Here is a 14,837-nt window from a genome sequence, read left to right as displayed (position 1 = left end):
GACGGCGTTGCGACGCCGGGCGACGTGATCACCTACGGCTTCACGGTCGAGAACACCGGCAACGTGACGCTGACGAACGTGACCCTGAGCGACCCGGGCGTGAGCGTTCTGGGCGGGCCGATCGCCAGCCTGGCGCCGGGCGCGGTGGATTCCACGACCTTCACGGCGACCTATGCGATCACCCAGGCGGATATCGACGCGGGCAACTACCTCAACACCGCCGAGGTGAGCGGGACGACCCCGGCCGGCGGCACGGTGAGCGACACCGACGACCATGACGAGCCTCTGGGCGCGGTGCCGGCGGCGACGATCACAAAGTCCGTCACGGCTGTCGATGCGGCCGGCAATGGGGTTCTCGATCTGGCCGGCGATATCGTCACCTATCAGATCGTCGTCACCAATACCGGCAACGTCAGCCTGACCGATCTGTCGGTGACCGACCCGCTGACCGGTCTGGACGAGGTGATCGCCGTGCTGGAGCCCGGAGAAGAGGCGGTCTTCGACACCTCTTACGCGGTGCTGCAGAGCGATCTTGACGACAATGGCGGCGGCGATGGCGACATGGACAACGTGGCGACGGTGAGCGGTGGCCAGATCGGCGATCTCGTGGCCGAAGCCGCCGTCGACCTGGCGCCGAACGCGGCCTTCAGCCTCAGCAAGACCGTCGATCAGGACAGCATTTCCGAGCCGGGCCTGCTGACCTACACGATCACTGTCGCGAACGAGGGCAATGTCAGCCTGACCTCGGTGTCGCTGGTCGATGAAATCGCCCAGGGATCGACCGATCTGACGCTGACCTCCGGCCCCGATCTGACGGCGGGCGACGAGGATGACGATGGCACGCTGGATGTGGGCGAAACCTGGTCCTACACCGCGACCTTCGCGGCGGATCAGGACGTTGTCGACCAGGCCGAGGATGTGACGAACACCGTGACTGTCGGCTTTGCCGAGGCGCCCAGTCAGAGCGATGACGCGACCACGGCGATTGCCCCGGTCTACGGCATGGACGTGGCCAAGACCGTCGACATTGCCGAGATCAGCGAACCGACGCTCCTGACCTACACGATCACGGTGACCAACACCGGCACGGCGGCGCTGACCGACGTGACGCTGGACGACCCGCTGACCGAGGACGAGGCGCTGACCAGCGGCGACACCGACGAGGACGGCGTGCTCGACGTGGGCGAGGTGTGGATCTACACCGCCACCTACGACGTGACGCAAGACGACATCGACGCGGCCGAGCCGATCACCAACGTCGTCACCGTCACCGTCCCCGAGATCGAGGAGCCGGTCGAAGGCGAGACCGAGACCGAGGTCACCCCGGTCTACAGCATGGACGTGGCCAAGACCGTCGACATCGAAGAGATCAGCGAGCCGACGCTGCTGACCTACACGATCACGGTGACGAACACCGGCACGGCGGCTCTGACCGACGTCACGGTTGACGACCCGCTGACCGAGGACGAGGCCCTGACGAGCGGCGACACCGACGAGGACGGCGTGCTCGACGTGGGCGAGGTGTGGATCTACACCGCCACCTACGACGTCACGCAAGACGACATCGATGCGGCTGAGCCGATCACCAACGTCGTCACCGCCACCGTCCCCGAGATCGAGGAACCGACCGAAGGCGAGACCGTGACCGAGGTCACCCCGGTCTACGGCATGGACGTGGCCAAGACCGTCGACATCGCCGAGATCAGCGAGCCGACGCTGCTGACCTACACGATCACGGTGACCAACACCGGTACCGCGGCGCTGACCGACGTGACGGTGGACGACCCGCTGACCGAGGACGAGGCTCTGACCGGCGGCGACACCGACGAGGACGGCGTGCTCGACGTGGGCGAGGTGTGGATCTACACCGCCACCTACGACGTCACCCAAGACGACATCGACGCGGCCGAGCCGATCACCAACGTCGTCACCGTCACCGTCCCCGAGATCGAGGAACCGGTCGAAGGCGAGACCGAGACCGAGGTGGTGCCGGTTTACAGCGCCGAGATCGTCAAGACCGTGGATGCGGAGGAGGTCGACGGACCGACCCTGCTGACCTACACGCTGACCGTGACCAACACGGGCACCGCGGCGCTCACCGATGTGGTTGTCGACGATCCGATGACCGAGGACGAGGCGCTGACCAGCGGCGACACCGACGAGGACGGCGCGCTGGATGTTGACGAAACCTGGGTCTACACCGCGACCTATCAGGTGACGCAGGAGGATATTGACGCCAACGAGCCGATCGAGAACGTCGCGACGCTGGTCACGGCCGAGACGCCGGAGCCGGTCGAGGGTTCGGTCACGGTCGAGGTCATCTACGAGCCGTCCCTGACCATCGAGAAGGTCGCCTCGGAAGAGGAGGTCGATGCCGAAGGTCCGATCGACTACACTATCACGCTGGTCAATACCGGTAACGTGACGCTGACCTCGGTCGACCTGACCGACGTTACGACGCAGGGCTCGGACGAGGGTGACGTCAACATCCCGCTGTCCGAAGAGCTGACGCTGACCGAAGGCGACATCGACGAGGACCTTGCGCTGGATGTGGGCGAAACCTGGGTCTATTCCGCCAGCGTGGCGGTGACCGAGGAGATGCTCCAGGTCGGCCGCGAGGAGATCACCAACGTTGCGACGGTGACGACCTCCGAACTGCCCGATCCGCTGTCGGACGAGGCGGTGGTCGAGGTGATCGTGCAGATCACCGAACCCACCGGCAGCACCGATTTCACCCTGACCAAGGCGGCGCTTGTGTCGACCACGCGGGCGGGTGAGCTGGTGCCGTGGGTGATCGAGATCACCAACAATTCGGCAACGAATTCGGGCACCGTGACGCTGCGCGACATCCTTCCGGCGGGCTTCTACTTCCGCGAGGGCAGCGCCAGCATCGACGGGGAAGAGGCATCGCCGCATCTGTCGGGCAACACGATCACCTTTGCGCCGATCGACGTGGCGCCGGCCACCACGGTCACCGTGCGGCTGTCGTCCTTCGTCAGCAGCAGCATCCAGCCGGGGGTCTATGTCAACGTCGCCCGTATCCTGGACCCGAGCCTGAAGGCGCGTGCCAAGGTGGTCGTGCTGGCCGAGCCTGTCTTCGATTGCGGCACGGTCATCGGCAAGGTGTTCAACGACCGCAACGGCAACGGCTATCAGGATGGCCCGAGCAGCGGTCCGGCGATCCCGCGCGGCTTCGTGGCGAACGACGATATCTACTTTGGGGGCAAGGGCGGCAAAGGTGCGAAATATGCGCCTCCGCCGGCCCCGGTCGACGAGCCGGGCATCCCCGGGGTGCGCGTGGTCACCACCACAGGCAAGATCGTGACGACCGACCAGTATGGACGGTTCCACGTGGCCTGTGCCGACCTGCCGCGCGATATCGGTTCGAACTTCACCATGAAGATCGACACAAGGTCGCTGCCCGCCGGCTACCGCCTGACGACGGAAAACCCGCGCACGGTGCGCCTGACCGCAGGCAAGATGACCAAGCTGAACTTTGGCGTGTCGATCTCGCGCCTGGTTCGGGTGGACATCAACGAAAAGGCCTTTGAGCCGGGCACGAATACCCCGACACCGGCCTTCGTCGCGGCTCTGCAAAGGACGATCGTCAAGATGGCGGATGAACCCTCGACGGTTCGGATCAGCTATCTGCTGGGCGAGGATTCCCGCCAGATCGCCCGCGCGCGCATGGCGCAGGTCGAGCGGATTGTGAAGCAACTTTGGCGCACAAACGGGGAATACAAGCTGTTGATCGAAAAAACTGTACAGCTACCACGGAAAAGCGGTTAACACTATATGTAGGGCAAAATAACAAATAATACGCCTACGTGGTCGAGCAGACAAGGGTGGCGCGAGATGAATAGAGGTAAGTTCAACTTTAAAGCGTATTTTTTCGGTGGGCGGGGGAATTTAATGAGGTATTTGGTAATGTCTGTGGCCGTTGGCGCATTGCTGCCGACGCTATCGTTCGGTCAATCCGGCGGGATGACGGATTGTACGCTGGTAGACGGGGTTCTTCCCGAGGGCTGCGTCCAGCCCAATGCCGGGACCGCGGTCACCATGCCCACCGGCGAGAATACCGAGCTTGAGCAATTCCAGACCGATCTCGGCGACGAGGGCTTTGTGATCTCGGTCGATGCGGTCGAACCGGGGGCGGATCCGGTGTTCCTGGAAGGCAGCCGCGAGAGTTTCAACGAATACCGCCGGGTCGACCGGATCCTCGACAATCTGGGCGTCGAGGTGCGGTACGACGGGCTTTACGTCAATCCGGTTCTCGCCATCGCGACCGCCGATCTGCGCAGGACCTACACGGCTGGCGAGACGGTGACCTTCCGCGCCTCCAGCAATTATCCCGCGTTTATCTCGCGGGCCGAGATCCGCATCGCCGACGCGGACCGGCCGGGCCGCGTGCTGGCGGTCGTGCCGGTGGCGCCGAACGGAACGGCCAACTGGGTCATGCCGTCGGGCGGACCGGACGAGCTGACCTACGCGCTGCGGGTCTACGACCGGTCGGGCCGTTATGACGAGACGCGCAGCCTGTCGCTGGCGCGCAGCGGTACGCGCCTGCCCGGGCCAGAGCTGACCGGCCCGATCATCGCCGCGGGCGAGAACGAGGACATGACCCGCCGCCGCACGATCCGTGTTAACGGCGGCGCGATCACCGTGCAATCCGATGGCCTGAGCCCCGGCACCCGGGTGACCGTGATGGGCGAAGCCGTGCCCGTGGACGCCACCGGCGCCTTTGTGGTGCAGCGGATCGTGCCGCAGGGCTATCAGACCGTGCGCGTCGGGGTCGGCGCCCGCACCATCGACAAAGAGGTCGAGATCCCCGAAAGCGACTGGTTCTATGTCGGCGCCGCCGACATCACCATCGGCAAGGAAGAGGACGAGACCTACACCATCGGCCGGGTCTCGGGCTATGCCAAGGGGCGGACGCAGTCGGGGCTGGACATCACCGCGGCGGTCGACACCCGCGAAGGCGATCTGGATCGGATCTTCCGCGATATCTTTGCCAAGGAACCGGTCGATCAGCTGCGCAGCATCCGCGATCAGGATGTCTACCTGACCTTCGGCGACGATTCGACCACGATCGACGGGGCGCCGACCTCGGGCAAGCTTTACCTCAAGGTCCAGAAAGACCGGTCGCACCTGCTGTGGGGCGATTTCAAGGTCACCGAACAGGGCATGAACCTGGTGCGCAGCGACCGCACGCTTTACGGCGCGCAGGTGCATTACGAAAGCCCCGCCCAGACCCAGGACGGCCAGCCGCGGTTTCGCTTCACCGCCTATGCCGCCAATCCCGACCGGCTGGCGCAGCGCGATGTTCTCGAGGCGACTGGCGGCTCGGCCTACTTCCTCAGCCGTCAGGGTATCCTGACGGGCTCGGCCACGCTTTACGTGCAGGTGCGCGATCCTGTGACCGGGATCGTCATCAGCCAGCGCGCCCTGGTCGAGGGCCAGGATTACGAGATCAACTACTTCCAGGGCATCGTGCTGCTGTCGCAGCCACTGTCGCAATCGGCGGGCACCGGGTATATCGGCGACAGCCCCTTCGGCGACAACGACGTCGTCCTGGTGGCGCAATACGAATACGTGCCCACCTTCGGCGATGTCGACGGCACCTCGGCCGGTCTGCGCGCCGAAAGCTGGGTCACCGACCAGGTCCGCGTCGGCCTGTCGGCGCAGACCGAAAGCACCGGCACCGCGGACAACAAGCTCGTCGGCGCCGATTTCCTCTGGCGCCGCAGCGATCTGACCTACGCCAACCTCGAGGTCGCGCGCAGCGAGGGGCCCGGGTTCGGGGCCAGCAACTCGATCAACGGCGGGCTCGATTTCGATCCGTTCGTCGTGGGCACCTCGGGGGTCGAGGGCAAGCGCGCCATGGCCTATCACTTCGAGGCCCGCGCCGATCTGGCCGAGCTGACCGAAGGCCGGGCCGAAGGGTTCGTCGCCGCCTATTACGACCACAAGGAAGAGGGCTTCGTTTCCGCCGATTACGACATCGCCGACACCCAGACCGCCTGGGGGATTTCGTCGGAAATCCAACTGTCGCCGGCGACCAAACTGCTGTTGGCGCACGAAGATTTCGATACCGAAAACGGCAACAACCGGACCGACACGCACATCGGTCTGAGCATGCAGATCAACCAGCAATGGGCCGCCGAAATCGCCGCGACCTACACCGACCGCGACGACCCCTCGGCGCTGCCGGAATACAACGGCACCCGCACCGATGTCGGGGTGCGCCTGACCTACAGCCCGAACGACAACGCCAGCTATTGGATCTTCGGCCAGCACACCGTCGACCGCACAGGCGGCCTGCCCGCCAACGACCGCTTCGGCATCGGCGCGCGGGCCAAGCTGACCGACCGGCTGACCTTCGAAGGTGAGGTGTCCGACGGCGATCTGGGCGAGGGCGGCTATGCCAACCTGATCTACCAGAACGACGCCAACAGCCAGTACCACGTGGGCTACCGGCTCGATCCCATGCGGAGCTTCAACGACTCGGGCTTTTCGGGCAGCGACGGCGGCGTCTGGGTGCTGGGCGCGCAGACGCAGATCAGCGACGATGTGCGGGTTCTGGCCGAGAACACCTACGATCTGGCCGGCGACAAGCCGTCGCTGAATTCGACCTTCGGCGTGACCTACACCCCCGGCGATCTCTGGACCTACGAGATGGGTCTGATCTATGGCGAGAGCAAGAACCCGACCTCGGGCACGCTGCGCCGCGAGGGTGTGACGCTGGGCTTCTCGTATGACGACGGGGCGCAATTCCAGGCCGGTCTGCGCGGCGAGTACCGCCGCGAGGACAGCGACACCGATCCCGCGCTCGACCGCGACACCTGGGGGCTGACCGGCTATGCCCGCTACAAGATCAGCGAAGAGACGCGGATCCTGGCCAATATCGACGCGCTGGTGTCTGAATCCGATCAGTCTTCGTTCCGCGACGGGCATTACGTCGAGGCCAACCTCGGCCTGGCACACCGCCCGATCCTGGACGACCGTCTGAATTTCCTGTTCCGCTACACCTATCTGAACGACCAGCCCGGTCCGGATCAGGTCAATGTCGCCGGCGATCTGGACGGCCCCGAGCAGATCAGCCACATCGTCAGCGCCGATGTCAGCTATGACCTGAACCGGCAATTCACCCTGGGCGCCAAGATCGGTTACCGCAAGGCCGAGGTGGCCGACCGCGGCACCGACGATTTCACCTCGAACACCGCCACGCTGGGGATTCTGCGGCTGGATTACCACGTCGTCCACAACTGGGACATCACCGGCGAGGCGCGCGTGATGAAGTTCAAAGAGGCGGGCGTGACCGAGAAGGGCTATCTGCTCGGCGTCTGGCGGCACTTCGGCAACAACGTCAAGGTGGGCGCGGGCTATCAGTTCGGCGACATCAGCGACGACCTGCGCCTGATCGAAGGCAAGAAGGAAGGCCCGTTCCTCAACATCGTCGCCAAGTTCTGATCGGATCGAAGCGGCCTAAGCGGCGCGCCCCTCGCGGGCGCGCCGTTTTGCGTTCACACCGCGCACCTGTCACATCGGCAGGACAAAGCAAAAGCCCGAACGCCAGCGCGTTCCGGTTCGGTCGTCGTGTTGCGGAAGGGAATTTGGTGGAGCCTAGGGGGATCGAACCCCTGACCTCTTGCATGCCATGCAAGCGCTCTCCCAGCTGAGCTAAGGCCCCATCGTGCGCGCTGAATTACGCAAAGCCGGGGGCGGGATCAAGCGGAAAAACCCGTCCCCGGCAAAATTCAAAACGATTTAATCGTCGTCGTCGCTGGCGACATCGGCGATATCGTCGAGCGAGACGTTCTCTTCCTCGTCGTCTTCCAGCACATCGTCGTCGTCCAGGTCAACATCGACGTCATCGTCTTCGATGATGTCTTCGCTGCTGTCGGCTTCGACCTTGGATTTGCTGGCGCCGTCGGCGGCGTCGGCGGCAATCATGCTGCGCTTGCCGGTCTCAACTTGTACAACCTCGCCGGTGTAGGGGCTGACGATCGGATCGCGATTCAGGTCGTAGAAGCGCTTGCCGGTCGTCGGGCATACGCGCTTGACGCCCCATTCTTCTTTGGGCATGGGAGATCCCCTTCAACTCTTGGTCATGTCGACAATCCGGGCCAACTGCCATAACACGGGACCGGTGTCAAAGCCTTTGGCAGAGCGTGTCTTCAGGACAGTGGATATGGGGCAGTTCGAGCTTCCCGGCAACCCGCCGATCACGGTGATTCTGCGTCGCTCCGCGAGGGCGCGGCGGATATCGCTGCGGCTGTCGCAGCTGGATGGGCGGGTGACGCTGACCCTGCCCAAACGCGTGCCCGAGGCCGAAGGCCGCGCCTTCGTTCTGGAAAAAGAGGCCTGGCTGCGCCGGCATCTCGATAACCAAGAGGCGCCGGTGCGGATCGCGCCGGGCGCGCATCTGCCCATCGAGGGCGTGCCGCATGTGGTCACGCCCGTCACGGGCGCCCGCGTGGTCCTGTCGGACGGCGCAATCGGGCTGCCCGGCGGTCGGCCGCGGGCCGCGCTGGGGTGGTTGCGCACCCGCGCGCGGGACCGGCTGGTCGCGGCATCCGACCGCTATGCGGCCGAGCTGGGGCGCGGCTATACGCGGATCACCCTGCGCGACACCCGTTCACGCTGGGGGTCGTGCAGCCACGATGGCGCGCTGATGTATTCCTGGCGGCTGATCCTCGCCCCGCCCGAGGTGCTCGACTATGTCGCGGCGCATGAGGTGGCGCATCTGGCCGAGATGAACCACTCCTCCGCCTTCTGGGCGCATGTCGAACGGCTCTACGGCGACTGGAAGCCGATGCGGCGCTGGCTGCGCGAACACGGGGCGGGCCTGCACCGTTACCGATTCGACGATTGACGGCGCGGGCGTTTGTGATCACACTTTGCGCATGCTGGCCACCCAACGCCCCGTCGAGATCGCCCCTTCGGCCCATGACCGGGTCTATCGCGGGCTGCGCTCGCGTATCATGCTGGGCCAGATCGCGCCCGGGCAGGCGCTGACCCTGCGCGGTCTGGGCAAGGAATTCGACGTCTCCATGACGCCTGCGCGCGAGGCGGTGCAGCGCCTCGTGGCCGAGGGCGCGCTTTCGATGTCGTCGTCGGGCCGCGTGTCGACGCCCGAGCTGACGAACGAGCGGATCGAAGAGCTGGCCGCCCTGCGCGCCCTGATCGAGGTCGAGCTGGCCAGCCGCGCCCTGCCGCGCGCCCATATCGCGCTGATCGACCGCTTGCAGGCCATCAACGCCACCATCGCCGACGCGGTCAGCAACCGCGACGCGGTGGGCTACATTCGCACCAACCTGGAATTCCACCGCACGCTTTATCTGCGCGCGCAGGCCCCGGCCATGCTGGCCATGTGCGAAACCGTGTGGCTGCAGCTTGGCCCCACCATGCGCGCGCTCTACGGCCGCCTGCGCCGGACAGAGGCGCCGCAGTATCACCGGCTGATCGTTGCCGCGCTCAAGGCCGGGGACGAGCCGGGGCTGCGGCTGGCGGTCCGGTCGGATGTGACGCAGGGCCTCCGGATGCTGACCGGCTGACCGGGGGCATGGATTTTGCATTGACGTTCACCGGGATCGGCGCGCTCTTTCTGCTGGGGCTCGCCGCCGATGCGCTGGGGCGACGGACCCGCCTGCCGCGCGTGACGATGCTGCTGATCCTGGGCGCGCTGTTCGGAGGCGCGGGGCTTGGCGTCGTTCCCGAGGCGGCGGCGGACTGGGAGCACCCTCTGTCCGTGCTGGCCCTGACCATGGTTGCCTTCCTGCTTGGCAGCACCCTGCGGGGCGAAACCCTGCGCGCCCATGGCCGCGCGATCCTGGCGGTGTCGGCGGCGATTGTCGTAACGACCGTCGCGCTGGTGTCGGCGGGGCTGTGGCTGATCGGCTTGCCCTTGGCGATGGCGCTGATCCTAGGCACCATCGCGTCGGCCACCGCGCCCGCCTCGACCCGCGAAACCCTGGAAGAGACCGGGGCCAAGGGCGATTTCGCCGATACGGTCAGCGGCGTCGTGGCCATCGACGACGCCTGGGGCATGATCGTCTTTGCGCTGGCGGTGGTCACGGCCCAGGCGCTGAACGGCGACGGCATGTCGGTCGGGCATCTGCTGGACGCGGGGCGCGACATCGGCGGGGCGCTGGCGCTGGGGTTGGTTCTGGGGCTGCCCGGGGCCTATCTGACGGGGCGTCTGCGCCCGGGCCGCCCGATGCAGACCGAGGCGCTGGGGCTGGTGTTCCTTTGTGCCGGGCTGGCGCTGTGGCTCGAGGTGTCGTTCCTGCTGGCGGGCATGACCGCGGGGGCGGTCATCGTGAACCTGGCGCAGCACCACGAGCGCGCCTTCCACGAGATCGAGCATATCGAATGGCCGTTCCTGACGCTGTTCTTCCTGCTCGCCGGGGCGCAGCTGGACCTTGGGGCGGCTCTGTCGCTTGGCGGGGTCGGGCTGACCTATGTGGTGCTGCGGATCGTGGCGCGGCTGGCGGGCGGGTGGATTGGCGGGCTCATCGGCGGCATGCCGCCGCGCGACCGGCTCTGGATCGGCCCGGCGCTGCTGCCGCAGGCCGGCGTGGCCGTCGGCATGGCGCTGGTGGCCGCGCAAGAGTTCCCGGACTTCGCCGCGATGATCCTGACGCTGACGGTGGGGACAACGGTTCTGTTTGAGCTGATCGGCCCTGTTGCGACGGCCTATGCGGTGCGGCGGGTCAGCAGGTGAGCGAGGTTTCAAAGTCGCGGAATCAAGGCCGAAGGCCGCCGCGACCAGCGCCTGCCCGTCCCAGCGGGCTGGCGCTTTGTCGACGTGAGCGCGTCTTTCATTCGGAGCAATGACTTGGCCAAGATAAGGCGCGCAGAAGCTCGGTAGCAGCGCCACCCCACGGGCAGGCGCTGGTCGCGGCTTGAGTCTCCGAGACTCCCCGACGCTCAGCGCGTCGGCACCGACACCTCGCCGCGATAATCGTAGAACCCGCGTTGAGTCTTGCGGCCCAGCCACCCGGCCTCGACATATTTGGTCAAAAGCGGGCAGGGCCGGTACTTGGTATCCGCCAGCCCCTCGTGCAGCACGTTCATGATCGCAAGACAGGTGTCGAGCCCGATGAAATCCGCCAGCTCCAGCGGCCCCATGGGGTGGTTCGCCCCCAGCTTCATCGACTGGTCGATCGAGTTCACGTTCCCCACGCCTTCGTAGAGCGTATAAACCGCCTCGTTGATCATCGGCATCAGGATACGGTTGACGATGAAGGCCGGGAAATCCTCGGCCGACGCGGCCGTCTTGCCCAGCTTCTCGACCACACCCAGACAGGCCTTGTAGGTCGGCTGATCCGTGGCGATGCCCCGGATCAGCTCGACCAGCTGCATCACCGGCACCGGGTTCATGAAATGAAACCCCATGAACTTCTCGGGCCGGTCGGTACGCGACGCGAGCCGCGTGATCGAGATCGACGAGGTGTTCGAGGTCAGGATCGTGTCGGGCTTGAGATCCGGCAGCAGCGCGTCAAAGATCTTTTGCTTGATGTCCTCGCGTTCGGTCGCGGCTTCGATCACCAGGTCGGTCTGCGCCACATCCGCCAGCGATTGAGTGGTCACGATCCGCGCCATGGCGGCGTCCTTTTCCGCCTGGCTGATCTTGTCGCGGCTGACTTGCCGGTCGAGATTGCGGCCGATCAGGGCGACGGCCTTTTCCAGCGCCTCGGCGCTGATGTCGTTCAGTCGGACATCGTATCCGGCCAGCGCCATCACATGCGCGATCCCGTTGCCCATCTGGCCCGCGCCGACCACACCGATTGACTTGATCTCCATGCCGCTCTTCCTCTGTTCGCTGGCGCAACATAGGCCCCGGCGCGGTACCCCCGCAAGGGCAGGCCGTTCAACTTCGATACGCTTTTTCATTTTAGCGAATTGGCAAGGCGTTTGGCCGAATCTACCGTCGGGTGAGAAAAATCAGGTGGGTGGGATGACCTATGCAAAACCGGGCCAGACAGGCCTCGATTACCATTTGTGCCGTTACGGCGGGTCGCGGGTGGCCTTCCGCGGCCCGCGGCGCAGCCTGCGCGGGCGCTACATGGCGTTCCTGGGCGGCACCGACACGTTCGGCCGTTTCATCGAAACGCCCTTCGTGCCGCGGCTGGAATCTACGCTTGCAACGCCAGCGGTGAACCTCGGCGCGATCAACGCGGGGCTCGACCTTTATCTCAACGAACCGCCGGTTCTGGACATCGCCAGCCGGGCCGAGGTGACGGTGATCCAGGTGCTGGGCGCGCAGAACATGTCGAACCGCTATTACGCGGTGCATCCGCGCCGCAACGACCGATTCCTCAAGGCCTCCGGGCTGCTGGAACGGCTTTTCCCCGAGGTGGATTTCACAGAATTCCACTTCACCCGCCACCTTCTGGGACGGTTGCAACGGCTCGACGAAAGCCGCTTCGCGCTGGTGCGGCAGGAATTGCAGCACGCCTGGCTGGCCCGGATGAAACAGCTGACGACACTGGTGCGCGGGCCGATCGTTCTGATGTGGTTCGCCGATCAGCGGCCCGGTCAGGCGGGCCTGGGTCGGCTCGACCGCGATCCGCTCTTTATAGATGCGCCGATGCTCGATGCGCTGTCGGGGCGCGTGGCGGCAACGCTCGAAATCACCCCGTCCGAGGCCGCCGTCGCCGCAGGCGTTGCAGACATGGTCTTCGGCGATGGCGAAACCGAGGCCGCATCCGAGCAGATGAACGCCGCCACCCATGCCGAGGCCGCCCGCGCGCTGGCCCCGGTCCTGCGCGAGGTGATGCGGCAGACCGTGGCGTGAGACGGCGAAAGGCCCGCCTTTCCGGGCGGGCCTTTCAGACTGCGCAGTCCCCGTAGGGTGCGCATTTACTGCGCACCGCGCCCTACAGCTTTTCGGTCAGCTCCGGCACCGCCTGGAACAGGTCGGCGACAAGGCCGAAGTCGGCGACCTGGAAGATCGGCGCTTCTTCGTCCTTGTTGATGGCGACGATGATCTTGCTGTCCTTCATCCCCGCCAGGTGCTGGATCGCGCCCGAGATGCCGACGGCCACGTAAAGGTCCGGCGCCACGACCTTGCCGGTCTGGCCGACCTGCCAGTCGTTGGGGGCAAAACCCGAATCGACCGCCGCGCGCGATGCGCCGACGGCGGCGCCCAGCTTGTCGGCGAGCTTCTCGATCAGCGCGAAATCCTCTTCCGATCCCACGCCGCGCCCGCCGGACACGACCACGCCGGCCGAGGTCAGCTCGGGCCGGTCGCTTTCGGCGACCTTGTCCTCGACCCATTCGCTGAGGCCAGGACTGTCGCCCGCGCCGATCGCTTCGACAGCCGCCGATCCGCCGGTGCCGGCGGCGTCAAAGGTCGAGGTGCGGAAGCTGACGACCTTCTTGCCGTCCGACGATTTCACCGTCTGGATCGCGTTGCCTGCGTAGATCGGACGTTCGAACGTGTCGGCGTCGACCACGGCGGTCACATCGGTGATCACCATGACGTCGAGCAGCGCCGCGACGCGCGGCAGGATGTTCTTGGCGTCGGTGGTCGCGGGCGCCACGATGTGGCTGTAATCGCCCGCCAGCGACGCGATCAGCGCCGCCACCGGTTCCGCCAGGCGGTGGCCGTAAAGGTCGTCCTCGGCCACCAGCACCTTTGCCACGCCCTCGATGGTCGCGGCCTCGTCGGCGGCGGCCTTGGCGGCTGCGCCGCAGGCCAGCACGGTCACGTCACCCAGCGACGCCGCCGCGGTCACCGCCTTGGCGGTGGCGTCCATCGCCAGCGCGCCGTCGTTGATTTCGGCAATCAGAAGTACAGCCATCACACAGCCCCCGCTTCTTTCAGTTTCGCCACAAGCTCGTCGACCGACGCGACCTTGATGCCGGCGGCGCGTTCCTCGGGCTCGGTGGTCTTGACGATTTCCAGCCGCGGGGTGACGTCGACGCCGTAATCGGCGGCGGTCTTTTCATCCAGCGGCTTTTTCTTGGCCTTCATGATGTTGGGCAGCGACGCATAGCGCGGCTCGTTCAGGCGCAGGTCGGTCGAGATGATCGCCGGCATCTTGACCTTCACGGTCTGCAAACCGCCGTCCACCTCGCGGGTGACCACTGCGTGGTCGCCATCGAGATCGACATTGTTGGCGTACATCGCCTGGGACCAGCCCAGCAGCGCCGACAGCATCTGCCCGGTGGCGTTCATGTCGTTGTCGATGGCCTGCTTGCCGCAGAGCACGAGGCCCGGCTGTTCCTCTTCGACCACCTTGGCGAGGATTTTGGCCACCGCCAGCGGCTCGATATCGGTGTGCACGTCATCGGCGGCCACCACGAGGATCGCCCGGTCCGCGCCCATCGCCAGCGCGGTGCGCAGGGTTTCCTGGCTCTGCTTCACGCCGATGCTGACCGCGATAACCTCGTCGGCCTTGCCGGCCTCTTTCAGGCGAATCGCCTCTTCGACGGCGATCTCGTCGAAGGGGTTCATCGACATCTTGACGTTGGCGAGATCGACACCGCTGCCGTCCGCCTTGACGCGGACCTTCACGTTATAGTCGATCACGCGTTTGACAGGCACGAGCACCTTCATTGGCGTGTATCTCCCTTGATGCGGCCGCACAGCGCGGCCGTTGAATGGACGTTCCACGCGGTGATACCGAACCCGCGCCGCGCGAAACAGGGCAAAATCGTCACGTTAGCGCCATCCGACGTCGCGTTTTCCGCCTTTGCCGCGACAAAGCGTCCTTTCGGGCAAATCCTGGGGCCTGACCCGCGCCCCGGCTTTAGTATCCACGCTCTGGAGCAAACCCACCGACTTCCAGTCGGTCTGCTTCAGCGAGAAAGAATCGTGATATGAT

9 protein-coding genes, 1 tRNA gene and 1 pseudogene are annotated in these 14,837 nt (G+C 65.6%); 6 read left to right on the top strand and 5 right to left on the bottom strand.

Features of this window, described 5'->3' with window-relative positions; all coding sequences use genetic code 11:
• Nucleotides 1-3,789, top strand: a pseudogene (locus tag RXV88_RS21890) (hypothetical protein); the annotation flags it as partial.
• Between the two features lie 195 nt (nt 3,790-3,984).
• Entirely contained in the window at nt 3,985-7,470 is a 3,486-nt protein-coding gene (locus tag RXV88_RS21885; RefSeq protein ID WP_316295731.1) for a hypothetical protein, read from the top strand.
• Nucleotides 7,471-7,614: 144 nt separating this feature from the next.
• Here the strand turns inward: RXV88_RS21885 and RXV88_RS21880 are convergent.
• Nucleotides 7,615-7,690, bottom strand: a tRNA-Ala gene (locus tag RXV88_RS21880).
• Nucleotides 7,691-7,767: 77 nt separating this feature from the next.
• The gene (locus RXV88_RS21875) at nt 7,768-8,085 is read right to left on the bottom strand and encodes a TIGR02300 family protein (RefSeq protein WP_316295730.1); all 318 of its coding nucleotides are present in this window, start codon (nt 8,083-8,085) and stop codon (nt 7,768-7,770) included.
• Nucleotides 8,086-8,191: 106 nt separating this feature from the next.
• On the opposite strand from RXV88_RS21875, the gene RXV88_RS21870 reads away from it, so the two are divergent.
• Genes RXV88_RS21870 through RXV88_RS21860 form a run of 3 tightly spaced genes read left to right on the top strand, consistent with a single transcriptional unit; the run spans nt 8,192 to nt 10,726 of the window.
• Complete coding sequence (locus RXV88_RS21870) at nt 8,192-8,875, top strand: SprT family zinc-dependent metalloprotease (RefSeq protein ID WP_316295729.1); 684 nt, start codon at nt 8,192-8,194, stop codon at nt 8,873-8,875.
• A 31-nt stretch (nt 8,876-8,906) separates the two neighbouring features.
• Nucleotides 8,907-9,557 carry a GntR family transcriptional regulator gene (locus RXV88_RS21865; RefSeq protein ID WP_316295728.1) on the top strand — a complete coding sequence of 217 codons (651 nt, stop codon included), beginning with the start codon at nt 8,907-8,909 and terminating at the stop codon, nt 9,555-9,557.
• A gap of 8 nt (nt 9,558-9,565) precedes the next feature.
• Nucleotides 9,566-10,726 (top strand): cation:proton antiporter, encoded by a 1,161-nt coding sequence (locus RXV88_RS21860; protein WP_316295726.1) that lies wholly within the window; start codon nt 9,566-9,568, stop codon nt 10,724-10,726.
• A 206-nt stretch (nt 10,727-10,932) separates the two neighbouring features.
• On the opposite strand, the gene RXV88_RS21855 is transcribed toward RXV88_RS21860, so the two are convergent.
• Nucleotides 10,933-11,808, bottom strand: coding sequence for a 3-hydroxybutyryl-CoA dehydrogenase (locus RXV88_RS21855; protein ID WP_316295724.1), 876 nt, complete (start codon nt 11,806-11,808; stop codon nt 10,933-10,935).
• A 154-nt stretch (nt 11,809-11,962) separates the two neighbouring features.
• Here RXV88_RS21855 and RXV88_RS21850 point away from each other — a divergent pair, with 154 nt between their 5' ends.
• Nucleotides 11,963-12,802 (top strand): DUF6473 family protein, encoded by an 840-nt coding sequence (locus tag RXV88_RS21850; RefSeq protein ID WP_316295722.1) that lies wholly within the window; start codon nt 11,963-11,965, stop codon nt 12,800-12,802.
• An 82-nt stretch (nt 12,803-12,884) separates the two neighbouring features.
• On the opposite strand, the gene RXV88_RS21845 is transcribed toward RXV88_RS21850, so the two are convergent.
• Both RXV88_RS21845 and RXV88_RS21840 read right to left on the bottom strand, forming a co-directional pair.
• Entirely contained in the window at nt 12,885-13,811 is a 927-nt protein-coding gene (locus RXV88_RS21845) for an FAD-binding protein (RefSeq protein ID WP_316295721.1), read from the bottom strand.
• Entirely contained in the window at nt 13,811-14,569 is a 759-nt protein-coding gene (locus tag RXV88_RS21840) for an electron transfer flavoprotein subunit beta/FixA family protein (protein ID WP_316295719.1), read from the bottom strand. Before RXV88_RS21840 ends, RXV88_RS21845 begins: the two co-directional genes overlap by 1 nt.
• Between the last annotated feature and the right edge of the window lie 268 nt (nt 14,570-14,837).

Origin of the sequence: Aestuariicoccus sp. MJ-SS9 (assembly GCF_032586235.1) — a bacterium.
In the GTDB taxonomy this organism is placed as follows: Bacteria; Pseudomonadota; Alphaproteobacteria; order Rhodobacterales; family Rhodobacteraceae; genus Aestuariicoccus.
The sequence above is the reverse complement of the archived record's forward strand: the minus strand, read 5'-3'. Positions and strand labels throughout refer to the sequence as shown.